Genomic DNA, 22919 nt, shown 5'->3' on the forward strand with positions numbered 1-22919 from the left:
TCTCCTTCACAACGGTCCCGGACCGCGCCCGAGGCAACGGCGCAGGGCGGTCGCGATCTCCTCGGTGGTCGGTTCCGCCAGTACCGCGGCGATATGGGCGTCCGGGCGCAGTACCCAGACCTCGCCGGGTGCCGGGGACAGCGCCGCCGCCAGCTCGCCCGCGGCGTCGATCTCCTCGATCCGCAGCACGCGCGTCGGCGTGCCGCGCGCGGGCACCGCGGCGGCCGCGGCCGCCGCGGTGCCTCCGGCGGCCAGCAGCAGAAAACCGTCGCGGGCCAGGCTTCGCAGTCGCGAAGGTGCCCCGTCCACGGACACCGCCACGTCCGGGACGAGCACTCCCGGTGCCACCACGGGGGCCGTGCCCCGTGCCGGCCGCCCGGTACACGGCCGAGCCGTCGATGGGGTGGTGAGCGGTGATCCCGCGTACCAGAACGGTTCGGCGAGCCTTCCCGAGTCCACTTCGGACCTCACTGCGGGGTCGCCGACCGCGCTGTCCAGTATGGACTCCCGGCGGGCGCGATCGGCCTCGTCGCCGGGGACGAGGAACCGCATGGTGCTGCTGGTGACGTCGATGTTCTCCACCGCGGCCGCGTGCCGCTCGGTGTGGTAGCTCTCCAGCAGTTCCTCCCCCGCCCGGCCGGACAGCACGAACGCCAGCTTCCACGCGGCGTTCTCCGCGTCCTGCACACCGGAGTTGAGCCCGCGCGCCCCGAACGGCGCCACCAGGTGCGCGCAGTCCCCGGCCAGCAGCACCCTGCCGACCCGCATCCGATCGGCCAGCCGCTCGTGGAAGCGGTACACCGACCGCCACAGCACGTGGTAGTCGCGCTCGCCGATCACGGTACGGATCCTGCGGTCCAGCGCGCCTGCCGCCTCCTCGGCCGCCAGGTCGTAGCCGGGCGGAACCTGCCAGTCGATCCGGTAGCTGGAGCCGGGACAGGGGTGGATCAGCACCTGGCGGCCGGGGTTCCAGCTCGGGTCGAAGTGGAACCGCCGCTCGGTCGCGAACCCCGGAAGGTCGGCGCGGATGTCGCAGATCAGGAACAGGTCGTCGAAGGACTGCCCGGGAAAGGACACCCCCAGCATCCGGCGGAGGTCCTCGGCGCGGGCGCCGGCACAGGCCACCGCGTAGTCCGCCGTGACCGTCCGCCGGCCGCCCGCGGTCGCGCAGTCCAGCCGTACCCCGCCGGAGTCCTGGGTGATCCCGGTGACCCGGTGGTCCCAGCGCAGTTCGATCAGTGGTTCAGCGGCGATGCGCTCGTCCAGGATCTCCTCGGTGCGGGCCTGCGAGAGATTGACGAACGGCGGGAAGGGCGAGCGACCGGGATCGGGAAGGTCGTAGGCGAAGAGCTCGCGGTCCCGGTAGAACGTGCGGGCGGTCAGCCAGGTGACGCCCTCGGCCGCGATCCGCTCCCCCGCGCCGACCGCGTCCCAGATGTCCAGCACGTCCCGCTGCTGGCAGATCGCCCGCGAACCGACCAGATCCCGCTCCGGGCGCTGGTCCAGCACCACCGTGGGTACGCCCCAGCGGGCCAGCAGCAACGCGGTGGTCTGCCCGACCGGCCCCGCGCCCAGCACGGCCACGCGCGCGTTCGGCTGCACGGCGCTCAGCCCTGCAACTGGGCCCACACCGCGCGGTCCCGCTCGGCGGTCCAGATCACCGGACGTTCGATGCCGCCGAGTTCGTCCCACAGCCGGGAGACGTCGAACGGGAGGCAGTGCTCGAAGATCGGCCAGTGCCCGTAGCCGTCCACCAGCGCCGCGTGGGCGGCGGTGAAGGCCTCGGCGAGGGTGCCGCCCCGCTCGCGTACCGCGGACACCTCCCGGATCATCACCTCCAGGAAGTGCCGGGTCTGCGCGATCGCGGCCCGCACCGCCTCCGGTCCCCTGCTGACCGCGCCGCGCCCGCCGACGAGTGCCTCGGCCCCGATCGAGGCGACGGCGTCCAGGGTGGAACTCGCCCACTCGCGGTGGAACGCGTCCCCCGTGTACAGCGCGGCCTGCGCCTCCACGAGGTCACCGGCGAACAGGATCCGCTGCCGGGGCAACCACGCCACGATGTCGCCCTCGGTATGCCCCCGCCCGCAGTAGCGCAGTTCCAGCTCACCGCGGTCCCCACCGAGGTCGATGGTGAGCCGGTCGGAGAAGGTGAGGGTGGGCCAGGTGAGCCCGGGAACGGAGTCGGCGTCCTTGGCCAGCCGCGGCATCCTGGCGAACTCCGAGTCCCAGTCCGCGAGTCCCCGCTCGGCCACCAGTGCCCTGGTGTTCTCGTGCGCGACGATCACCTCGGCATCGAAGGCGCTCGCCCCCAGCACGCGCACCGCGTGGTAGTGCGAGAGCACCAGGTAGCGCACCGGCTTGTCGGTGTACTCCCGCAGCCGCGCCAGCCACTCCGCCGCGGCCACCGGGGTGGCCATCGCCTCGAAGCAGACCAGGAAGTCCTCGCCCTCGATGGCACCGACATTCGGATCACCCTCGGCGGTCAGCGCGTACACGCCGTCCGCGAGGACCTCCAGCGTCTGCTCCTTCTCGGTCAGGTCGGACGATGATGCGAATGGCTTCGCCGGCATTCGCGGCCTCCGTCGGTCGAAGCGATTTAGTCAAAGCTTTGATTACCTGTGCCGGGAAGCGTACGCGCTTCGGCGGGTGCGCGAAAGCCCTCACCTACGCTTGCCTGCATGGCAACCGACCCCGCCGAGCCCAGCCGCCTCGACTACGTCTCGTTCGTCGACTACGCGATCGAGCGGGTGCTCGGCGAACTGCCCGGTGTCGACCCGCTGGCCATGCGGTTCGTGCTGACCCTGCACCGGGCCACCAGCGCGCTGGTGTACGACCTCGAGTCCTCGGTGCACCGCCCCCGCGGCTGGAGCTGGCCGGGCTTCCGCGTGCTGTTCGCGCTCTGGCTCGCGGGGCCGCTGGAGGGCAAGCGGGTCGCCGAACTGACCGGGATGAGCCGGGCCGCGGTGTCGGCACTGGCCAACACCCTCGAACGGGACGGCCTGGTCGCCCGCGGGCCCGCGGAGCAGGACCGCAGGGTGGTGTTGCTGGAGATCACCCCGGCCGGGCACGAGGCGATCAGCAGCGCCTTCACCGCGCACAACGACCGGGAGCAGGCCTGGGCCGCCAGCCTCACCGGGGAGGAGCTGCGCACCCTGATCGGCCTGCTGGAGAAGCTGATGACCGGATCCGCAGCCTCGGACGTCAAGCGGCGTTTCTAGCCGTCCTCCGGCTGAGGACGCTGCTCGCGCAGCCGGAGCGCGGGTGTCTCGTCGAGTTTCAGCAACTCAACGGCGGTGCGGTTGATCTCGGCGCCGTTGGCCACCGAATGGAGCAGGCCGTTGCAGAAGAGATCCCAGATGCGGCGGTCCCGCTGGAGATCGCCGACCTGCCGATCAGCACCCCGGCCCTCGTAGTCCTCGAAACGGATGTGCAGCATGCCACCGGCGAAGTAACCCTCGATTCGGGTGAGCTCGTACATCTTGAGATGGTTGGACCGCGCCCGGCGCTGGTACCACCGCTTGTTGTAGTCCCACTTAATCCAGTCCGCCCCCGCGGAGGTCGTCTGGTAATTCAAGGGACCGGAGGCAAGGTAGGCGAATACGATGAGGATGACCCAAATTTGCCAATAGCCCAAACCGCCGAGATCACCCTCGAACAGGAACACCACGAAAGTTCCGGCAATCATCAGTCCAAGTGCGACGAAGAACCCGTGGATATTGGACAGGCGGCTGTGCCGATGCCAGGCAAGTGCCGGTCCGGCACCCTCCAATGGGGGCGGTTGTGGGAAAGCTTGGCGGAACGGCTACGGTCGTGCTCGGGTGCGATCCCTTTTTCGTTCCTGAAGCCCGGAGCATGAGGGGGAAATGGCTCACCGGTCTCCGGGTCAGGTCGGGGCGGTAGCTCGGGAAACTCATACCAGGTGCGACCGCGTTCGGGTTCGCGATGTCGTCCGGCCATCATTACCTGCGCTTACTCGGGAACAAGGAAGTCGGCGACGGCTTGCCCACCAATGGCTCCCGCGATGCCCCCGACCGTACCGACGACAAGCGTGCCCCACGGCCCGATCGCGGCCCCATATCGCTCCGGTCGCCCAGGTCTGCACCCATGATCAACAGGGATCACCAACAGCCCACGATGGTTAAAACTCCAGCCAATTAGCTACAGGCCGTCTACACGCCATAGCTCAATTCTGCCAGCTATCGTGACAGTCCTGCAGTTGACATCGAAGGTGCAGAATTGCCCACCTTGACACTGACACTTGTGGACGTGACCAATCCGAGTATTGTGCCAAAAATCAGGACAGTTGCCACGATCGTGAGCAGCCATCGCGTGATCGGTGATTCGCGGCGCACCCACGCCGCGACAGTCCAGGCTGCGAACATCATATAGCCGAGAGGTGGCAACAGCAGGAGCGCGATAAGTGAGGTCGCGATGGCTATGCCCAGAAACTGGAGCGAGCGTGTCCTTCTGCTAGGTGCCTGATCAGACAAGGCGACTCCCTGCATTGCGGTGTAGAAGCTTCATGCTGCAGGCTACGCGTGTCGGTGACTCAAGGAAAGTCGTATCGAGCGAGCCCCCTCACATGAGGTGTTTCCCCTCGGCAGCAAACCAAGGGGAAACACCTTTTTATCGACGTCGACACGACCACCCAATCGGGATATTACTAAATCTTTACCCCACTGCCCAATCGTAGTCGTAACCGCCGTCCGCATAAGTGTCTATCAAGATCTCGGGAAGAGCCTCGTCTATGCAGATAACCCGCGGTGGGCAGTATTCAAATTTTGCCTGCGTGTGGTTTCGATAAACCCATTTGTCTCCATAGTAGTCCCATTGCTCCTTGGACTTGACGCCGTCGTATGTCCAGCCCGCAAGATTGGACCATTGGGGAATGTCGCTGGCAATCTGAATAGGGCTGATGGATGTAACTATGGCGTTTGAGTAGCACCAGTCCACACGGTTGACGTATGACCAGAGGCGACTACCGACCGCATTCTCAGCCTCGACAGTGACCTTTACCCAGTTGCAGGTCTCGATGCCCCGCGTCCTTGCTTCCCCGGCATCTGCATGGCTGCGAACTGTGACGATCCGACCTTTGTCGTCCGTAACAGTCTTAGGGTTCAGTGTGTATTCCCCAGGACCGTTATACATCCCCACCGGTGGCGTTGGCTGTCGTTCCGTTGTCGCGCTTGCCTGCGGAACCGCGAGCAACATCAACGCAGCAAACAGCGAACACGCTGTCGCGATAATTCTTTTTGACACTAATTCTCCCATCGACATCACATGAGCGGCAAAAGAATGCCGAACGTCGATCTACGTGGAAGAATTAACGAACGGGGTGCCCCGAACGATATACTTACCCCCGTCGAAAATCTTCCCCCTCTCGATGTCGACCATTGCGGTCAACGCGAGCAGCATACAATCAGCCGCGGAACGCGCGGATACGCCCAACCGAGTGAACGGTCCTAACGATCATCAGGTTACGTCTCGCTGTTTTCATGTCGTACACGAAAGGATGGTGAGCTACCACGGGTAGATGTGGACCCGCGGGGAACCCACCGCTCTGCGCGATCCTGCACGGTGACCGTAGTGATCGGCTCAAAGATGCCGAGCCGGCTCCACCGGAGGGTCAGCAAGATCGCCGCTGACGGATCGCGGCACATCGTCCAGCAACACGACCGGTTGACGAGCCGGCCGACGACGTGACTGATCGCCCACCGCACGCTCCCCCTCTTGCCTGTGCCAAGTACTCGGCGTCCCCAGGCGATTACCCTACCCGATCGGGCCTGATCCGAGGTAGCACAGCACAGTCCGGGCAACGCGGCCACGCGGCCGGTGGGTCCGTGTAGGCAACCCAGGCCAGCACGCCACAGACGGTGATGACCACAGTACGGCCGTCGAGCACGGAAGCCAGCGGCTTGCCGGGTATGCGGTGCACGAGTTGCGTCTCGCGCAGGCCGAGCGCCGGCGCTCCGGCGACGGCGGGCACCGCTGCGGCTTGTGGCGGAGCCTGGCCACGGCAGTACGGGGTCGGCCAGGCTGGAGGCCGGTAGGTCGACAGCGGCCAGGTAATCGGTGCAGGGCGCCCCGCCAAGTTCGGGAAGGTTCTCCAACTCGCCAGGCGGGAACGACGCACCACAGCACGCGGTCAACCTCGCGGGCAGCGTTCCGTCGGTCGGGAGCCGGATGATATGGACGACGCGTTCCGACTCACCACGTGCGTGTTCCGGTAGCAGCCTCGCGTAGATGAGCGTCATCGTTGGTCCGCGCCGTGAGCCGCTACCGGCTGACGTTTGGCCCGGAACCACCGATCGGCGACGGCCGCGAGCACTCTCGCGTCGTACCAGAGGTGGACCGGAGGCGCCCTGACCACGGCGACCACCGTGCACCGGCCGAGGAGCACTTCCTCATCCGGTTGCCGTTCGCCAACAATGAGGAGCCGCTGACTCGCATTGGCGACATGCCCGCATTGAACCGCGATCCATTCATCACCCGGTACCCAGCTGAACGTGTACCCGTGCCGGTAGGCCATGGCCTTGATCCGGCTGCCATACGGATGGGTGAGCCCTTGTGGCAGATGCTCTGACAACCGATCTCCTCGAACCGCGCAGCACAAAATCTCCAAACAGCACGCTATCCACTACCGCCAAATAGTTCATCTTTGTTTCCAAGTTTCCACGAAAAAGAAAGGAAGGAAACATGGAAACTGGAACCAGCCGATCAGGGTCGTGGAAGACGTCACTATGCTGTGTTTCATGGCCGGTAACAAGCAGGTCGATACCAAGATCGCCGACGGGCTCCGCGCCGCCAGGAGCGCGGCGCGGCTGAACGTCCGGCAACTCTCAGCGAAAACCGGCCTCAGTACGGCGACCATCTCGCGGTTCGAGAACGCGAAACGTCGCCCGGAACTCGGTCAGGTCAAGGCCTGGATGGTCGCCTGCCAGGCTCCACCGGAGCAGGCAAGTCACCTGCTCGAACTGACCGAACGATCCGAACGGTTCCCATGGGTCGCTACGACACTGCCCGATCACCGCAAGCAGACGGCTGCACTGATCCGGGCCGAAAGAACCGCGACGTCGATCGTGGAATGGTCAACGCATGTCGTCCCGGGTCTGCTCCAGACCAGTGAGTACGCCAGGGCCATGATGGCCCGCGCCAGGTTGACCGAGGACGAGATCGAGAACCGGGTCGCGATGCGCATCGGTCGGCAGGTCGTGCTCACCGGACCCCAGCCAGTTCGGTTCACCGCGTTGATCGCGGAGGGCGTGCTGGGCCAGTTGATCGGCGGGCCTGCTGTGATGGTCGCGCAACTCCGCAGGCTGCTCGAAGCATCGTCGATGCCGCATATCCATCTTCGGGTCGTACCGCAAGGTACGGACTGGCATCGTGGGATGGACGGCGACTTCGTGCTGATCAAGGGCGAGATCGGCGCCATGGTCCATGTGGGCATCCCCAGATCCGCGCTGATCTTCGATCGGCAGCCGGATATCGACCTCTTCGAGGCGGCAGCCGAAGAAATCCTGAAGCTCGCGATGACTCCGGCCGAATCGTCGGCAGTTATCCAGGACATGATCAACCGCGTGGACCCGCAGCTTGAGGATGACCAGCCTAGCTGGTCTACTGCAGTTCCGGCAGGTTGAGGGTTTTCGGCCACCGGGTGGTTGGCGTTTGTCACGAGAGTGAAAGGGGCCTCGGCGGGCGAGCGCTGATGCCCGTCCGCCGAGGCCCGAACCGATCGGTTACGGCGTGTTCGTGCCGAGGGTGTAGCTGCCGGAGCCGCTGTAGGCGTGCACCTGGTAGCGGTAGTAGCCGGCGCTGCCGTTGTAGCTGGTCTGCTCGTCCGGGCCGGGGCTGGTCGACTCCTCCACGGTGCTCCACGAGCTGCCGTTCCACCGCTGCAGGTAGAGGTCGAAGTCGGTGCCGTCCGGCGCGTCCAGGCAGCCCTCGTGGGTGCCGGAGCCGTTGCTGTAGTACCACCTACCGTCCGGCTGGTACTCGCGGCCGTTGGACGACAGCGAGCCGGTGTAGGTGGACTCGTAGTCGTCGCACCGGTCACCGGGCGGGTCCGGCGGGCCACCGTCGTCGTCGGTCACCAGGGTGAGGCCGTAGACGCTCAGGATCTCCGGCACCGGCTGGAAGTAGGTGGTGCCGCCGGAGCTGCAGTTGCCGGAACCACCGGAGGTGACGCCCTGGGCGTGCGCGTTGTTCCGGTCGGCGGTGACCAGCGAGCCACCGGAGTCGCCGGGCTCGGCGCAGACGGTGGTGCGGATCAGCCCGTTCACCGTGCCCTGCGGGTAGCTCACCGAGGCGTTGCGCGCGGTGATCCGGCCGCAGTGCCAGCCGGTGGTGGAGCCGGAACGGCACACCGAGGAGTTGACCGGGGCCTCGTCGGAGCCCTTGACCACGACATCGTTACCGGAGGAGTACCCGTTGACCGTGGGGGTAGGGGTCCAGTTCGAGTTCACCTGTACCCAGGCGTAGTCGTTGCCGGGGAAGGACGAGCCCTGGAAGCTCCCCTGCGAGACGCGGTTGTGTCCCGAGGTGGAGGTGCCGCGGTTGCCGCAGTGCCCCGCGGTGACGAACCCGCCTTCCACGGAGAATCCGACCGAGCAGCGGGAGGAACCGGTGTAGTAGGCGTCCCCGCCCACCACGTCGTACAGCGGGCGCGGTTGCTCGCTGGTGACCTCGACCCGCACGGCGGAGGCGTCCGCCCCGCTGGCCGCGACGAACGCGTGTGCCGCGCCGACCGCGTGCTCGTGGGCCAGGACGACCACCCGGTTCGTGGTCACGTCCACGTACCAGGAGGGCAGCGAGTCCGGGGCCGCGGCGGCGTTCGCGTCCAGTGTGGCCTGCACCGCGGCCAGCTCCGCGCCGCTGTGCTCGACCACGGCCGGCTCGGCTCCCGCGGCGCGCACCATGGCGGCCTCGGCCGGGTCGGTGATCGCCACCACCAGTTTCGTGCCCGCGTCGTTCATCCAGGATCCGGTGAAGCCCGAGCCGAGTTGCTTGCGCAGCCGCTTGTCGGCGGTCGCCGCGCGGTGCTCGGCCGCCAACCGGGTCTTGGCCTGCTCGGCGGTCAGGTCCAGATCGCGCTGTAGCGCGGCGAACATGCCGGGTGCGGCTTCGCTGACCGCGTCGGCGGCCGCATCGGCGTCCACGGTGGCGGGTGCGGCCGAGACGGACGCCGATGCCGGTAGGGTCATCGCCGCGACCAGTGCCGCGGCGGGCGCGGCGACCGAGGCGAATCGCAACAGTCTTCGTTGCATGCCGGTTCTCTCCTTCACAGAGGCAGGGTGTGTGGGAGTACCACCACGCGGCACCCGAGGTTGTGGGGTGGACCGCGCGGCGCACTCACGCTAGATCGACGTTTCGCCGGCACGCCAGATAACACTTACCCCATACCTTCGGTGATTCCGCCAGCCGGCGCACAACTTTCCGCGGTCCCGCCTGCCGCCGGTCACTCGGCGGGCGCGACGCCGAAGCCGGGCTGGTGTTCCAGCCACGCGGCGTACGGGTGGTTCCTGCCCACCGCGGCGTCGAAGGCCTCCACGGCGTACCGGGTCATCCGTTCGGCCAGCAGCGCGGCGGGGCTCTCCTGGTGCCAGCCGAGCAGGTGCCGCCAACGCAGTGGCGCACCGGCGAACGGCAACGCCCGCAGCCCGGGAATCGGCAGCAGGCTCGGCTTGCACAACACCACGGCGTCCCCGGCCTGCGCCAGGTCGAGGCAGCTGACCACATCGGTCTCGTAGATCGTGTGCGGCGCGAAGCCCGCCCTGGCACAGGCCGTGGCGAAGCACTCGGCGAAGCAGCCCTCTCCCCTGGTGGCCGCCCATCTGGTGAGCGCGAGGTCGGCGAGCTCGACCTCCCCCGCGTGCCTCGCGGCCAGCGGATGGACCTCCGGGAGCAGCACGCCGACGGCGTCCAGCCCCACGGAACGCCAGACCACGCCCTGCCCGGACGGGGGCAGGGCGGTACCGCACACCCCGATCAGGGCGTAGTCCAGCCTGCCCGCGACGATCATGTCCATCAGCTCGGACACCGACCAGGAGGTGTGGGTCATCACGTGTGCCTGCGGGTAGTCGGTGGCGAACCGATGCACCAGGCCGCCGAGGATCGGGGAGTTGATCGCCCCGATCCGGCAGTGGTCGAGGCTGCCCTCGATGCAGGCGAGCCGGGTGACCTCGTCCTGCAGGCCCTTCACGGCCGGCAGCAACACCCGCGCCCTGGCCAGGACCACCTCACCGAGCGCGGTCGGCCGCGCTCCCCGCCAGTCCCGCTCGAACAGGGAGCCGCCGAGCGCGTGCTCGATGCGGTGCAGCTGGGCCGTCAGCGCGGGCTGCGCGAGCCCGAGCGACGACGCCGCCTTGGTGACGCTGCCGGCTTCCGCGATGGCGCACACGGCCTTGAGGTGGCGCAGCTCGAGGTCCATAGCACGAAATTAGGTCCGCCGAATCCCAAGGGGTACCACCGAGTAGTCCCCGACGTTCGTAGGCCCCCGGCTCCCGCGATCGTGTGCCCCGGCTCGTCCGGGGTACCGCCACGGCATGGCATCCCGAGCTGGTCACTCCCTGGAACCGTGCACCTCCTCCCCGGCCTCCGAAGGCGTGCTCCGCGAGCGGGACCTGCCGAGCGCCGAGATGTGACCCTCCGCCCGGATGCGGCCTGTCATGGCGGGATAGTGCAGTTCGAAGGCCGGTCGCTCGGACCGGATCCGGGGCAGCTCGGTGAAGTTGTGCCGGGACGGCGGGCAGGTCGTGGCCCATTCCAGCGAGTTGCCGTGGCCCCATGGGTCGTCCGCGGACGCGGGGTCGCCGTACCGGTAACTGCGGAACACGTTCCACAGGAACGGCAACACCGACAGCCCGAGCACGAACGCCCCGATGGTGGAGAGCATGTTCAGCACGGTGAACCCGTCCGAGGCCAGATAGTCGGCATAACGGCGAGGCATGCCCTCGGCGCCGAGCCAGTGCTGGACGAGGAACGTCAGGTGGAAGCCGATGAACGTGCTCCAGAAGTGCAGCTTGCCCAGCGGTTCGTCCATCATCCGGCCGGTGATCTTGGGGAACCAGAAGTAGATCCCGGCGAAGGTGGCGAACACGATCGTGCCGAACAGCACGTAGTGGAAGTGGCCGACCACGAAGTAGGTGTCGGTGACGTGGAAGTCGATCGCGGGCGCGGCCAGCAGCACCCCGGAAAGCCCGCCGAACAGGAAGGTCACCATGAACCCGATCGACCACAGCATCGGGGTCTCGAAGGTGAGCCGCCCCTTCCACATAGTGCCGATCCAGTTGAAGAACTTGATCCCGGTGGGTACGGCGATCAGGAAGGACAGGAAGGAGAAGAACGGCAGCAGCACCGCGCCGGTGGCGAACATGTGGTGCGCCCACACCGAGAACGACAGCCCTGTGATCGCCACGGTCGCCCAGACCAAGGCCTTGTAGCCGAACAGCGGCTTGCGGCTGAACACCGGAACGATCTCGCTGACGATCCCGAAGTACGGCAGGGCCACGATGTAGACCTCGGGATGGCCGAAGAACCAGAACAGGTGCTGCCACAGGATCGCGCCCCCGTTGGCCGGGTCGAACACGTGCGCGCCGAGATGCCGGTCGGCGAGCAGGCCGAACAACGCCGCGGTCAGGATCGGGAAGGCCGCCAGGATCAGCACGCTGGTGAACAGGATGTTCCAGGTGAAGATCGGCATCCGCCACATGGTCATACCGGGCCCCCGCAGGCAGACCACCGTGGTGATCATGTTGACCGCGGCGAGGATGGTACCGAGCCCGGACACGAGCAGGCCGGTGATCCACAGGTCGGCGCCCACGCCGGGGGAGAACATTTCCCTGGACAGCGGGGTGTAGGCGAACCAGCCGAAGTCGGCCGCGCCGCCGGGGGTGACGAAGCCGCTGAGCACGGTCAGCCCGCCGAACAGGAACAGCCAGTAGGAGAACGCGTTCAGCCGCGGAAACGCCACATCCGGCGAACCGATCTGCAGGGGCAGCACGAAGTTGGCGAAGCCGAACACGTTGGGCGTGGCGTACAGCAGCAGCATCACCGCGCCGTGCATGGTGAACAGCTGGTTGTACTGCTCCTTGGAGAGGAACTGCATGCCCGGCTGGCCGAGCTCGCCCCGCATCAGCAGGGCGAGCGCACCGCCCACCATGAAGAAGCCGAACGAGGTGACCAGGTAGAGCACCCCGATCTCCTTGTGGTCGGTGGTGCGCAGCAGCCGTAGCAGGGTCTGACCGCGCCTGCTGGTTCGGCGTGGTCGCTGTGGCACCGGGGCCGGCTGGATCTGTTCCCGCGGACCGATCGCATCCACCACAGCGGTGCCCCTCCTGCCCCTGGCTCGCGGGTACCCGGACTGCGGCGCTCGGGTACCCACCGCCCCGCCCCGCTATGCGCGTTCGACTCGTTTGGTTGTGCCCGGATCGGGTAGCCGGAGTGGGCGTGGGGTACCGCGTCCGGAGGAGGGGTGTGATGACGACCCGTTCCGCCAACACGGTGTGGCCGCGCCTGCTCGCCGGGCTGCTCGGCCTCGGCTACCTGGCGCTGGGCGTGCTGGGGTTCCTCCTCGCCGACGGCAGCGTCCTGGAGCGCGCGCCCGGCAACACCGTGTGGGTCTTCGGTGCGAGTGCCGTGCTGAACATCGTGCACCTCGCGGTCGGGGTGCTCGGGCTCGCGGCGGCGACGAAGGTGACCGGCGCCCAGTTCTACGGCTGGGCACTGCTCGCCGGGTTCGCCGGGCTCACCGCGTACGGTGTCCTGGTCGCCGCCACCGCGAGCGGGCACGACATACTGAACCTCAACTGGGAGGTCAACATGCTGCACGGGGTCACCGCGGTGCTGGGTTTCCTGCTGGGCTACCTGCCATCGGCCCTGGCTACGCGACAACCTCGACGGTGAGCTCGTCCCGGCCTTGGCAAGCGGGAACCGCCGGGGTCAGGCGGGTTTCAACGGGTCGTGGCCGAGCGACATCAGCCGGTGCCGCCAGTTCGCCTGGCCCGCGGCGGGTTCCAGGTCCGCCCTGCGCTCGGCATGCACCCTGTAGATGACCTTGCGCATCACCCGGACGTCCTCGGTATTCAGATCCACCTTGCGCTTGCGCAGGATCGCCAGCACCTGCTGACCGGTCGGGGTACCGGCCCGCTCCGGCAGTTCCTCATCCTCCGGATCGGCCGAACGGGTGCGCAGCCACTCACCGAGCTCCCGCGAGGTCATGTTCACCACGCGGTGGAACTCCTCCCACAGTTGCGGGTCCACCCGGGTATCGGAGGCCACTCGAGTACCCCCTTTCCATGTTGATCAGTCTTTTGCCCCGCGGTGACGCAGGCCGCGTACCACCAGCAGGAGCAGCACGGCACCGGCGAGGGCCGGCAGTAACGGCCGCGCCTGCTCGGTGGCCGCGCCGGCCTTCTCCCTCGCGCGTGCGGGCAGGTTCGCCTTCTGCGCCAGCTCGTGCACGGTGTCGCCGAGCTCGGCGCGGGTCAGTTCCAGGTCGGCGCGCGCTTCCCGCGCGTCCCGGGGGAACTCCGGGCGTTCGGTGTGCCTGCTCATCGGCGGGCCCCCTCTCGCGCGGCGTCGACGTCCTTGCGCAGCCCGGCCACCGCCTCCTCGGGAACCGGCGGCGTGGCCCGCTTGAGCAGTGGGGTGCCCACCGCGGCCAGCAGGCCCGCCACCAACAGCAGCCCGCCGCCGACGATCAGGGCCGCGGCCCATCCCGGCAGTACCAGCGCGAGCGCGAGCACCGCGGCGGCCACCAGGGTGGCGCCGCCGAGCAGCGCGGTGATCCCGGCCGCGCCGGTAAGTCCCGCGCCGGCGCCTGCCCGCCTGCCCTTGCTCTTCAGCTCGGCCGTCGCCAGCCACAGCTCGTCCCGCACCAGCCTGCTCAGCTGCTCGGAAAGGTCCTGCACCAGCTTGGCGGTGGATCGTTCCTCGCCGGTGGCTCGCTCCGGCGCGGAGACGGACTCGTGCACATCCTGCGTCATCGTCACCTGTCACCTCCTGGGTGTCTCATCCCCGGCTACCCACGCCGGGCGGCAGCCAACCGCGCCGCGTGTAGGGCGCGCGAACGCGGGGTAGGTAGCGGGTGGCGAAGGGAGACACCATGACAGCGGACGCACAGCCCGACCGCCCGCGCGCCGAGGGACCCGCCGTGGTGATCGAGGGGCCGGACGGCGGCCCCACGATCCTGGTGCTGGACCCCGGCGGCGCGGCGAAACACGCCGAGCTACCGGCCACCTGGCGGGAACTCGCCGAACGCAGGCAGGTGGCCTGGTGCCGGCTGCCCGCCGACGGGTCATTGACCGATGCCGAGGAACTGCTCTCCGATGCCGGCCAGCTCGGTTCCCCTGTGGACATGGTCACCAGCGGCCCGGCCACCGGCACCGTGCTGGACCTGGCCGGCCGGCACCCCGGCAACGTGCGGGCGCTGCTGCTGGTCGACCCGCCGGTGGAGAGCTCGGCCGACGCCGAGGCGCGGGCGCTCGCGGTCCGCTTCCAGGAACTGGACCGGGCGGGCGTGGCGGTCGAGACCGTGGCCCGCAGCCCGGGTGGCCCCAGGGACCGCGTGGAACCGCCACTGCCGCTGGGACATCCGGATGTGGCGGATGCGGTGGACAGGGTGGTTGCCGCGCTGGACTGGCGGCCCTGAGGACGCCGGGCGCGGCACCTGGTCACCAGGAGCCGCGCCCGGTGTCGCGGTTCTCGATCCCGGGGCTGACCTTGGGATCGCGGCCGTGCTGCCCCGGCACCGGCGCCACCACCGGATCGGTGGTCGGCGCGCCGGGGGTCGCGGCGCGGCTGGCGGTCACCGACTCGGTGAGCTGCTGCTCGCGCGTCCTGGTCAGCAGCGCGATAGTGCCGGCATGCACCAGCCCGAGCACCAGCAGCAACACGCCGAGCTTGCCCACGACGACCTCCACCGGCGGGCCGCCTATATCCACAAGGGACAGCAAGGCGAGCAGGCCGAGTGTGACGAGATGGAACAGCACCGTCACCATCCGGATCATGGAAGTACTCGCCGCCGGGTCGTCCGAGCCGGCCAGGTACCTGCGGCCGCTGCGGTAGATGACCTGCCCGTCGATCAGGACCATGAGCGCGCCGAGCGCGAGGAACATCAGATAGGTCGTGGTATCCACGGGTATCCCCTTTCCGGCCCTTTCGGCCCTTCGTCATGGGCGCCGGGCAACACCCTTGTCGGTTACCCGGAAGGCGAGCGGGGAAACCGGCCGTCAAGATCGCACGTAGACTCACCGAGACTCGCCGAGCGGGACGAAGGCAGGTGACGGTGGCAAGCGACGAGGCGGTGCGGGTGGGCACCCCGGCCGCCATGCGCCGGATCAACCAGCGTGCCGTGCTCGACCTGTTGCGTCGCGGCGGGCCCTCGACGCGGCCCCAGGTGGCCAAGGAGACCGGGCTGTCCAAGCCGACCGTCGGCCAGGCTTTGCTCGGACTGGTCGAGGCGGGCCTGGTCCGCACCACCGGCCGCACCTCCTCCGGCCCGGGACGTTCCGCCGTGGTGTACGAGGCGGATCCCACCGCGGGTTATGTGCTGGGCATCGACATCGGGCGCAAGCGCATCCGGGTGGCCGTGGCCGACCTGGCGGGCGAGATCGTCGCCAGGGGCGAGCAACGCAACACCAGCCGCTCCGTCCGTGGCCTGGTGCGGGCCGTCGGCCGGCTCACCGGCAGCACGGTCGCGGAGGCCGGGGTGGCCACGGCGGACGTGGTGGTACGCGTGCTGGGCGGCCCCGGCGTCGCCGACGAGGAGGCCCGCTGCTTCCGGCACGCCGCCAACCTGCCCGCCTTCGAGCAGCCCGGGGTGCTGGACGAGCTGACCGGCGCCGTCGGCCCGGATCTGATCATCGAGAACGACGCGAACCTCGCCGCGGTCGGCGAGCGGGAGCGCGGCGCGGCCAGGGACGCCGACGTGTTCGCCTGCATCACGGTCGGCACCGGGGTCGGTATGGGGCTGGTGGTGGACGGGCAGCTGTTCCGCGGGGCGAGCGGTGCGGCCGGCGAGATCGGCTACCTGCCCTACGGCCAGCTTTCCGACGCCCGCGCCGGGGCGCCACCGCGGGGCCACCTCGAGGAGGCCACCGGCGCCGAGTCGGTGGTGCTCGCGGCCCGGCGGGCCGGGCTGGCCGGAGCACGTTCGGCCAGGCAGGTGTTTCGCCTCGCCCGGCAGGGCGACGAGCCCGCGCTGCGGGCGGTGGAGGCGGTCGCGACCAGGCTGGCCTTTGTCATCGCCTCGGTCGCCGCGGTGGTCGACCCGCGCCTGGTGGTGCTCAGCGGCGGTATCGCGACCAACGCCGACCTACTCCGCGCGCCGATGGATCGCGCGCTGCGCGCGTTCACCCCGCTGGTGCCGCGGATCGTGCAGGGCGAGCTCGGCGAGGACGCGGTGCTGGCCGGCGCGATCGCCACCGGGCTGCGCGCGGGCGAAGGCATCGTGTTCGACCGGCGCCTCAGCGAGCCGAGCACGAGCACGGCGAGTGGGAGCTGACACATCAGTACCGCGATCGCCTTGTTCACCGGGGACCTGCGGGTGCACGAGACGGTGAACACCGTGGTGGCACCGAGGGTGCCCGGCACTGCACGGACCTGCTGGTGGACGCCGATGTGGCGAACAACCAGCTGAACTGGCAGTGGGTGGCCGGGACCGGCACCGACAGCCGGCCCAACCGGGTGCTGAACCCGCTGCCGCAGGCAAGCCGCCACGACCCGCTCGGCGAGTACGTGCGGCGCCACCTGCCCGAGCTGGCGGGGTCCCGGGGCGCGGGTACACGAGCCGTGGAAGCTGCCCGCCGACGAGCGCCACGCCCTGGACTACCCGGAGCCGATCGTGGACCTGCGCGCGGGCGCGGACCGCTTCCTGGCCGCCCGCGAAAGCGGTGACGGGTTCACCACGCGCAGTTGTGTGATCCAGCCGATGGTCCTACCGTTGACACGGCGAGTCCCACAGTCGCGAACTCGCCGGCAGCCGCTCACCGGAGGTGGCGGAGTGAAGCCTTGCGTCCTTGTCGCCGGTGTCGGGAACAGCCTGCTCGGCGACGACGGTTTCGGGATGGAAGTGATCCAGCACCTGGAGAGCGCCTGCCTGCCGGGATGGGTGCAGATCGCCGACTACGAGATCGGTGGCCGGATCACCTGCGACCTTGTCGGCGGGTACGACACCACGATTCTGATCGACGCCACACCCAGGGGCGAGCAGCCGGGGACCGTGTCCGTGCTGGAGATCGACCCGGGCTCCGGCACCGCCGCCCCCTCCTTCGTCGCCGGCCACGGCATGCGGCCGGACGCCGTGTTCCAGCTACTGGAGTTGCTCGGCTGCGACGCGGGCCGGGTCCTGCTGGTGAGCTGCGAGCCACTGCGGCTCGGCAGCGGGATCGGGCTGAGCCCGCCGGTGCACCGCGCCGTGCGGGTGGCCGTGCGCGCCGTCACCGACCTGGCCTGGGGCGCCAGCCCCGGGCTCGAGCAGGTCGAGACGTAGGCGCCCGTCCGTGGCAGAACGCCGCCGATACTACTACCGTTCCTGGCATGATCGGACTGCCCGACGGAATCGCCGCCTGCCTCTTCGACCTGGACGGTGTGCTCACCGGGACGGCCGTCCTGCACCGGGAGGCGTGGAAGCGGACCTTCGACGCCTTCCTGTCCGAACGCGACGGTCCCGGCTTCGAACAGTTCACCGCAGAGGACTACGCGAGCTACGTCGACGGCAGGCCACGCGCCGACGGCGTGCGGGAGTTCCTCACCTCCCGCGGGATCGATCTGCCGGAGGGCGATCCGGACGACCCGCCGAGGGCGAACACGGTCCACGGTGTCGGCAGGCGGAAGAACGAGCTGCTGCAACGCATCCTCGCCGAGCGCGGGGTCACCCCGTTCCCCGGTTCGGTGCGCTACCTGGAGGCGGCCAGGGAGGCCGGGCTGGCCATCGGCGTGGTCACCTCCTCGGCCAACGGCGCCGCGGTGCTGGACGGGGCAGGGCTCACCCCGTTCGTGCAGGCCAGGATCGACGGGCTGGTGATCGCCAGGGAGGGGTTGCGCGGTAAGCCCGCGCCGGATTCCTTCCTCGCCGGGGCCACGGAACTCGGCGCCGCGCCTGCCAGGACCGCCGTGTTCGAGGACGCGCTGTCCGGGGTGGAGGCAGGCAAAGCGGGCGGGTTCGGCTACGTGGTGGGGGTGAACCGCGCCGGCCAGGCCGACCGGTTACGCGAGTACGGGGCCGATGTCGTGGTCGACGACCTCGCCGAGCTGCTGGAGCGGGCCGGATGACCAGCCCGCGCCGAGGATACGAATGCGGCCCGTGGGAACTGCGCTGGCGCGGTCTGGACCTGGAGGAGCTGCAGCGGACCGAGTCCACCTTCGCGCTGTCCAACGGGCACATCGGCATGCGCGGCACCCTCGAGGAGGGCGAGCCGCGCGGGCTGCCGGGCACCTACCTGAACGGCTTCTACGAGCAGCACGCGTTGCCCTATGCCGAGCGCGGCTACGGCTACCCGGAGGCCGGCCAGACCGTGGTCAACGTAACCGACGGGAAGATCATCCGGTTGCTGGTCCAGGACGAGCCGCTGGACATGCGATACGGCAGGGCCACCACCCATGAGCGGGTACTGGACTTCCGGTCCGGCACGCTGCGGCGGACCACGGACTGGATCTCGCCGACCGGTCGCACGGTGCGGGTGAGCAGCGAACGCCTGGTGTCCTTCACCCAGCGCGCGGTGGCCGCGATCCGGTACGAGGTCGAACCACTGGACGACGACGTGCAACTGGTGGTCCAGTCCGACCTGCTGGCGAACGAGCCGGTCGAGACCGAGGCAGGCGACCCGCGGGTGGCGGCGGCGCTGAAGTCCCCGCTGAACGCGGAGTTCTCCTGGGCCGACGGCTACCGGGCGGTGCTGGTGCACCACACCGCGGTGTCCGGGCTGCGGATGGCGGCCGCGATGGACCACGAGATCGAGACCCCGTCCGGGCTGCGCACCCGGATCCGCGTCGAGGACGACCTCGCCAGGCTGACCGCGGCGGTGGACGTGCCGAAGGGGCAGCGGCTGCGGGTCACCAAGTTCCTCGGCTACGGCTGGTCCACCCAGCGTTCGGCGCCGGCGGTGCGCTCGCAGGTCGAGGCCGCACTGGCCGGGGCGCTGCAGACCGGCTGGGACGGGCTGCTGGCCGAGCAGCGCGAGTACCTCGACCGGTTCTGGGACAGCGCAGACGTCGAGATCGACGGCGACCCCGAAATGCAGCAGGCGGTGCGTTTAGCCCTGTTCCACATCCTGCAGGCGGGTGCCCGCGGGGAGAACAGGGCCATCCCCGGCAAGGGGCTGACCGGTCCTGGCTACGACGGGCACGCCTTCTGGGACACCGAGGCCTTCGTGCTGCCCGTGCTCACCTACACGATGCCGGGCGCGGCCCGCGACGCGCTGCTCTGGCGACATTCCACAATAGACAAAGCGAGGGCGAGGGCGCGGCAGTTGGGGCTGCGCGGCGCGGCGTTCCCCTGGCGTTCGATCAACGGGGCGGAGTGCTCGGCGTACTGGCCGGCCGGGACGGCGGCCTTCCACGTCGGCGCGGCGATCGCGGAGGCCACCGTCCGCTACCTCGCCGCCAGCGGGGACACCGAGTTCGACGAGCAGCACGGCACCGAGTTGCTGCTGGAGACGGCGCGGCTGTGGCTCTCGCTGGGGCATCACGATCAACACGACGGCTTCCGCATCGACGGGGTGACCGGCCCCGACGAGTACTCCGCGGTGACCGACAACAACGTCTACACCAACCTGATGGCGCGGCGGAACCTGCGGGAGGCCGCGGCGGCCTGCGAGCGAAACCCGGACGTGGCCGCGATGTTCGGGGTGGACGCCACCGAGATCGGGGACTGGCGTGCGGCGGCGGACGCGATGACCATGCCCTACGACGAGTTGCTCGGCGTGCATCCGCAGTCGGAGGGTTTCACCCAGCACGCCGTGTGGGACTTCGCGAGCACCCCGGCGGCGAACTACCCGCTGCTGCTGCACTATCCCTACTTCGACCTCTACCGCAAGCAGGTGGTGAAGCAGGCCGACCTGGTGCTGGCGATGCACCTGTGCGGGGACGCGTTCACCGCCGAGCAGAAAGCCAGGAACTTCGCCTACTACGAGGCGGTGACCGTGCGGGACTCCTCGCTGTCCGCGGGCACGCAGGCGGTGCTCGCCGCCGAGGTCGGGAACCTGGACCTGGCCTACGACTACCTCGGCGAAGCCGCCCTGACCGACCTGCACGACCTGCATAACAACGTGCGCAACGGGCTGCACATGGCCTCACTCGCCGGTGCGTGGACCGCGATGGTCGCCGGGTTCGGCGGGATGCGGGACCACGGGGGCCGGCTCAGCTTCGCCCCCCGGCTGCCGGGCGAGCTGAACCGGATCGCGTTCCGGATGTGCTTCCGCGACTCCCGGTTCGAGGTGGAGATCCACCCCGGGGAGACGCGCTACCGGCTGCTGTCCGGCAGTCCGCTACGGCTCACCCACCACGGCTCGGCGTTCGAACTCGGCACCGAGCCGGTGCACCTGCCGATCCCGCGGCTCACCGCCCCGCCATGGCCGGAGCACCCCGCGGGCCGGGCGCCGATCCGGCGGCACCCGGAGCGGATCCGGCGCAACATCGAGCAGGAAAGCTAGTCCGGCGGCTCCGGGGTGACCTCGTCCTCGCTGAGGTCCTCGGCGTGCTTGACCTCGTCCTTGTTCACCGGTTCGGGGACGTCGCCGGTTCCGCCGCCGATATCCCGGTCGGGCGGGACCGGGACATTGCTCGGTTCGCTGTCCCAGTGGTGGCTGCGGTCCTGCATACCCCAGGTGTACCCGAATTCCCCGGAATCAGTCAGTGTCCGGCTGGAAACGTGCGACACGATCGGTTCTCAGCCGCCATACCATGGAGACCGGAAGTAGGCCGACTCGGCGGAACGCGGCTGTGCTTGCGAGACAAAAAGGGTCGGCCTGCTGGAGGTCGGAGTGGTATCCACCGGCACAGTCAGTGCGTCTCATGCCGCCGACCTGCTGCCCCAGGGGTCGGACTCGTGCCGGTCCAGCATGGTGAGCAGCAGCCCCTGCGTGGTGGACCAGGGACAGATCGCCGCGGGCCCGCCGAACACGGTGAGCAGAGCCTCCGCGACCACCGCGCCGGCCAGTGCCTGCCGTGCCCGGCCGCGGGAGATCCCCGGCAACTCGGCCCTGCGCTCGGGCGGCAGCTTCGCCAACCGGGGTATCCAGGTGCGCAGGTCGTCCAGGTGCAGGTCCCGAGCGGTACCGCGCTGCGGCCGGGCTCCGGCCAGCCGGGCCAGTTGGCGCAGCACCTTGGAGCAGCCGACCGTGCGGTAGTCCCGCACCGGCCACTCCACATCGCGCAACACCGCGCGCACCCGGTCGAGGGCGTACTCGCGCAGCGCCGCGACCCGCTCCTGGCTCGGGCCGGCGGTGTCGAACCAGGACCGGGTCATCTCGCGCGCGCCGAGCCGCAACGAACGGGCACAGCTCGCCCGCTCGCCGTCCCCTGCGGCCAGCTCGACCGTCCCGCCGCCGATGTCCAGCACGAGCAGCGGCCCCGCCGAGGCGCCGTACCAGCGCCGGGCGGCGAGATAACCCAACTCGGCCTCACGCGTCCCGGGCAGCGGGCGCAGCCGGACGCCGGTCGCCCGGTATACCGCGCCGAGCACGCCGTCGGCGTTGCGGGCGTCCCGGATCGAGGAGGTGGCCAACGGGTAGACCTCACTCACCCCGTGCTCCCGCGCCACCCGCTGGGCCGCGCGGACCCCGTCCACGACCTCGGCGACGCCCTGCGGGGCGAGCCGCCCGGTCGGGTCCAGCGCGCGGTCGAGCCGCAGCCGGGTCTTGTGGTCGAGCTCGGGCCTCAGCGGGCTACCACCGCGACGGACCGCAAGCAGGCGCGCACTGAACGCGCCGACATCCAGCACACCCAGTAGGGACTCCGCCTGCCCACCGACCCTCACGTCCAGTACCTCCGCGTCTCCGCCATGACGGCTGATACCCAGCCCGCACGATTCCAAACGCGAGACCCGGTGGCGGGGCGCACCAGGTCGGCAATTTTGGCGATTTTCCCACTGTCAGTGCGAGCAGGTTGCCGAACTGTCACCTCATAGTGACCCGAACGAGTGATAGAAGCCAGTCTGCCATTCGGAGCAGTAACGCTACGTCGGTCACCGAACGATCACAGATCAGACGCGCTGAACGTTACGCAATCCTGGCCAGGGTGGGAGCAACGGATGACATCGGCCGGTGGCAAGCAACGTCACGACGACATCCGCAGGCTCACCGCGGTCGCCGCCGCGACTGTCGTCGCGCTCGCCACCGTACTGGCCGGGATCAACGTGCTGTTCGATCCCGCGGACGGCCGGGTGGACACCGCCGCGGTGACCCAGGACGAGCCCACGCCGGGCACCCAGGCGGTGCACGGCCGATCGGACAACCGGCCGAGCGCGCTCCCACCTTCCGCCCCCGCGGCCCTGACCATTCCGGCCATCGGGGTGGCCACCAGCGCACTGATCGACCTCGGTTTCACCCACACCGGAGCCATCGAGATCCCCGGCGAGGCTCGGGCGGTGGGCTGGCTCAGCTCCACCCCCACCCCCGGCGAGCGGGGTGCCGCGGTGTTCGTGGGCAACGCCGAATTCGGTTACCAGAGCGGTGCCTTCTTCCGGCTGCACGAGCTCGATCGCGGCGACACGATCACCGTCGACCGCAGGGACGGGGTGACCGCGGTGTTCACGGTGTACCGGGTGGGCTCCCGCCCCCGGCACGGCGACACCGCACAGCTCACCCGCCCCAGCAAAGCCCCCGAGGTACGGCTGACCACCTGCGGCGGCCACTTCGACGACGGCACCACGGGGCACGCCGAGGACGTGGTCGTGTACGCCAGGCTGACCGCCACCCGGTGAC

At 69.3% G+C, this 22919-nt stretch carries 24 protein-coding genes; 10 read left to right on the plus strand and 14 right to left on the minus strand.

Features of this window, described 5'->3' with window-relative positions:
• Positions 1-6 precede the first annotated feature (6 nt).
• Both FB471_RS07830 and FB471_RS07835 read right to left on the minus strand, forming a co-directional pair.
• Entirely contained in the window at positions 7-1629 is a 1623-nt protein-coding gene (locus FB471_RS07830; protein WP_246076293.1) for an FAD-dependent monooxygenase, read from the minus strand.
• A complete protein-coding gene (locus FB471_RS07835; RefSeq protein WP_141996662.1) occupies positions 1608-2570 on the minus strand; it encodes an MBL fold metallo-hydrolase in 963 nt (320 codons plus the stop codon). The genes FB471_RS07830 and FB471_RS07835 overlap by 22 nt, the downstream gene beginning before the upstream one ends.
• Before the next feature lie 108 nt (positions 2571-2678).
• Between FB471_RS07835 and FB471_RS07840 the strand changes: the two genes are divergently transcribed.
• Positions 2679-3218, plus strand: coding sequence for a MarR family winged helix-turn-helix transcriptional regulator (locus FB471_RS07840; RefSeq protein ID WP_141996663.1), 540 nt, complete (start codon positions 2679-2681; stop codon positions 3216-3218).
• On the opposite strand, the gene FB471_RS07845 is transcribed toward FB471_RS07840, so the two are convergent.
• From FB471_RS07845 to FB471_RS34015, 3 genes are all read right to left on the minus strand, one after another.
• Entirely contained in the window at positions 3215-3769 is a 555-nt protein-coding gene (locus FB471_RS07845; protein ID WP_141996664.1) for a hypothetical protein, read from the minus strand. The two genes, FB471_RS07840 and FB471_RS07845, sit on opposite strands and share 4 nt — an antisense overlap.
• Before the next feature lie 902 nt (positions 3770-4671).
• Positions 4672-5271: a hypothetical protein gene (locus FB471_RS07850; RefSeq protein WP_211357985.1), complete on the minus strand. Its 600-nt coding sequence runs from the start codon at positions 5269-5271 to the stop codon at positions 4672-4674.
• Between the two features lie 979 nt (positions 5272-6250).
• Positions 6251-6586 (minus strand): hypothetical protein, encoded by a 336-nt coding sequence (locus FB471_RS34015; protein ID WP_170220747.1) that lies wholly within the window; start codon positions 6584-6586, stop codon positions 6251-6253.
• A gap of 166 nt (positions 6587-6752) precedes the next feature.
• Here FB471_RS34015 and FB471_RS07860 point away from each other — a divergent pair, with 166 nt between their 5' ends.
• Positions 6753-7637, plus strand: a complete 885-nt coding sequence (locus FB471_RS07860; protein WP_170220748.1) for a helix-turn-helix domain-containing protein — start codon at positions 6753-6755, stop codon at positions 7635-7637.
• Between the two features lie 99 nt (positions 7638-7736).
• Here the strand turns inward: FB471_RS07860 and FB471_RS07865 are convergent, their stop codons facing one another.
• From FB471_RS07865 to ctaD, 3 genes are all read right to left on the minus strand, one after another.
• Complete coding sequence (locus tag FB471_RS07865; protein ID WP_141996667.1) at positions 7737-9263, minus strand: alpha-lytic protease prodomain-containing protein; 1527 nt, start codon at positions 9261-9263, stop codon at positions 7737-7739.
• A gap of 191 nt (positions 9264-9454) precedes the next feature.
• Positions 9455-10426 (minus strand): LysR family transcriptional regulator, encoded by a 972-nt coding sequence (locus FB471_RS07870; RefSeq protein WP_141996668.1) that lies wholly within the window; start codon positions 10424-10426, stop codon positions 9455-9457.
• A 132-nt stretch (positions 10427-10558) separates the two neighbouring features.
• Positions 10559-12289, minus strand: a complete 1731-nt coding sequence (gene ctaD / locus FB471_RS07875) for an aa3-type cytochrome oxidase subunit I (RefSeq protein WP_142001664.1) — start codon at positions 12287-12289, stop codon at positions 10559-10561.
• A 185-nt stretch (positions 12290-12474) separates the two neighbouring features.
• Between ctaD and FB471_RS07880 the strand changes: the two genes are divergently transcribed.
• Entirely contained in the window at positions 12475-12900 is a 426-nt protein-coding gene (locus tag FB471_RS07880; protein WP_170220749.1) for a DUF4383 domain-containing protein, read from the plus strand.
• A 36-nt stretch (positions 12901-12936) separates the two neighbouring features.
• Here the strand turns inward: FB471_RS07880 and FB471_RS07885 are convergent, their stop codons facing one another.
• Genes FB471_RS07885 through FB471_RS07895 form a run of 3 tightly spaced genes read right to left on the minus strand, consistent with a single transcriptional unit; the run spans position 12937 to position 13982 of the window.
• Positions 12937-13275, minus strand: a complete 339-nt coding sequence (locus FB471_RS07885; RefSeq protein WP_141996670.1) for a DUF3140 domain-containing protein — start codon at positions 13273-13275, stop codon at positions 12937-12939.
• 24 nt (positions 13276-13299) lie between these two features.
• Complete coding sequence (locus tag FB471_RS07890) at positions 13300-13551, minus strand: DUF3618 domain-containing protein (RefSeq protein WP_141996671.1); 252 nt, start codon at positions 13549-13551, stop codon at positions 13300-13302.
• Positions 13548-13982 carry a phage holin family protein gene (locus FB471_RS07895; protein ID WP_142001665.1) on the minus strand — a complete coding sequence of 145 codons (435 nt, stop codon included), beginning with the start codon at positions 13980-13982 and terminating at the stop codon, positions 13548-13550. The genes FB471_RS07890 and FB471_RS07895 overlap by 4 nt, the downstream gene beginning before the upstream one ends.
• A gap of 119 nt (positions 13983-14101) precedes the next feature.
• Here FB471_RS07895 and FB471_RS07900 point away from each other — a divergent pair, with 119 nt between their 5' ends.
• On the plus strand, positions 14102-14647 hold the full coding sequence (locus FB471_RS07900) for a hypothetical protein (RefSeq protein WP_141996672.1): 546 nt from the start codon (positions 14102-14104) through the stop codon (positions 14645-14647).
• A 22-nt stretch (positions 14648-14669) separates the two neighbouring features.
• Here the strand turns inward: FB471_RS07900 and FB471_RS07905 are convergent, their stop codons facing one another.
• On the minus strand, positions 14670-15134 hold the full coding sequence (locus FB471_RS07905; protein ID WP_141996673.1) for a hypothetical protein: 465 nt from the start codon (positions 15132-15134) through the stop codon (positions 14670-14672).
• Between the two features lie 191 nt (positions 15135-15325).
• Here FB471_RS07905 and FB471_RS07910 point away from each other — a divergent pair, with 191 nt between their 5' ends.
• The 5 genes from FB471_RS07910 to FB471_RS07930 all read left to right on the plus strand — a co-directional run bounded on the left by FB471_RS07910 (position 15326) and on the right by FB471_RS07930 (position 20648).
• Positions 15326-16501 (plus strand): ROK family transcriptional regulator, encoded by a 1176-nt coding sequence (locus FB471_RS07910; protein ID WP_142001666.1) that lies wholly within the window; start codon positions 15326-15328, stop codon positions 16499-16501.
• Positions 16502-16617: 116 nt separating this feature from the next.
• Positions 16618-16893 (plus strand): FAD-binding domain-containing protein, encoded by a 276-nt coding sequence (locus FB471_RS07915; RefSeq protein ID WP_342779491.1) that lies wholly within the window; start codon positions 16618-16620, stop codon positions 16891-16893.
• Positions 16894-16999: 106 nt separating this feature from the next.
• Positions 17000-17488 carry a hydrogenase maturation protease gene (locus FB471_RS07920; RefSeq protein ID WP_170220984.1) on the plus strand — a complete coding sequence of 163 codons (489 nt, stop codon included), beginning with the start codon at positions 17000-17002 and terminating at the stop codon, positions 17486-17488.
• A 47-nt stretch (positions 17489-17535) separates the two neighbouring features.
• A complete protein-coding gene (locus tag FB471_RS07925; RefSeq protein WP_141996674.1) occupies positions 17536-18270 on the plus strand; it encodes an HAD family hydrolase in 735 nt (244 codons plus the stop codon).
• Positions 18267-20648 carry a glycoside hydrolase family 65 protein gene (locus tag FB471_RS07930; protein ID WP_141996675.1) on the plus strand — a complete coding sequence of 794 codons (2382 nt, stop codon included), beginning with the start codon at positions 18267-18269 and terminating at the stop codon, positions 20646-20648. The genes FB471_RS07925 and FB471_RS07930 overlap by 4 nt, the downstream gene beginning before the upstream one ends.
• Here the strand turns inward: FB471_RS07930 and FB471_RS34020 are convergent.
• Both FB471_RS34020 and FB471_RS07935 read right to left on the minus strand, forming a co-directional pair.
• A complete protein-coding gene (locus tag FB471_RS34020) occupies positions 20645-20815 on the minus strand; it encodes a hypothetical protein (protein ID WP_170220750.1) in 171 nt (56 codons plus the stop codon). The two genes, FB471_RS07930 and FB471_RS34020, sit on opposite strands and share 4 nt — an antisense overlap.
• A gap of 192 nt (positions 20816-21007) precedes the next feature.
• Complete coding sequence (locus FB471_RS07935) at positions 21008-21973, minus strand: Ppx/GppA phosphatase family protein (protein ID WP_425457043.1); 966 nt, start codon at positions 21971-21973, stop codon at positions 21008-21010.
• Positions 21974-22246: 273 nt separating this feature from the next.
• On the opposite strand from FB471_RS07935, the gene FB471_RS07940 reads away from it, so the two are divergent.
• Complete coding sequence (locus tag FB471_RS07940; protein ID WP_141996676.1) at positions 22247-22918, plus strand: sortase domain-containing protein; 672 nt, start codon at positions 22247-22249, stop codon at positions 22916-22918.
• The last annotated feature ends 1 nt before the right edge of the window (position 22919 follow it).

Source organism: Amycolatopsis cihanbeyliensis (assembly GCF_006715045.1).
In the GTDB taxonomy this organism is placed as follows: domain Bacteria; phylum Actinomycetota; class Actinomycetes; order Mycobacteriales; family Pseudonocardiaceae; genus Amycolatopsis; species Amycolatopsis cihanbeyliensis.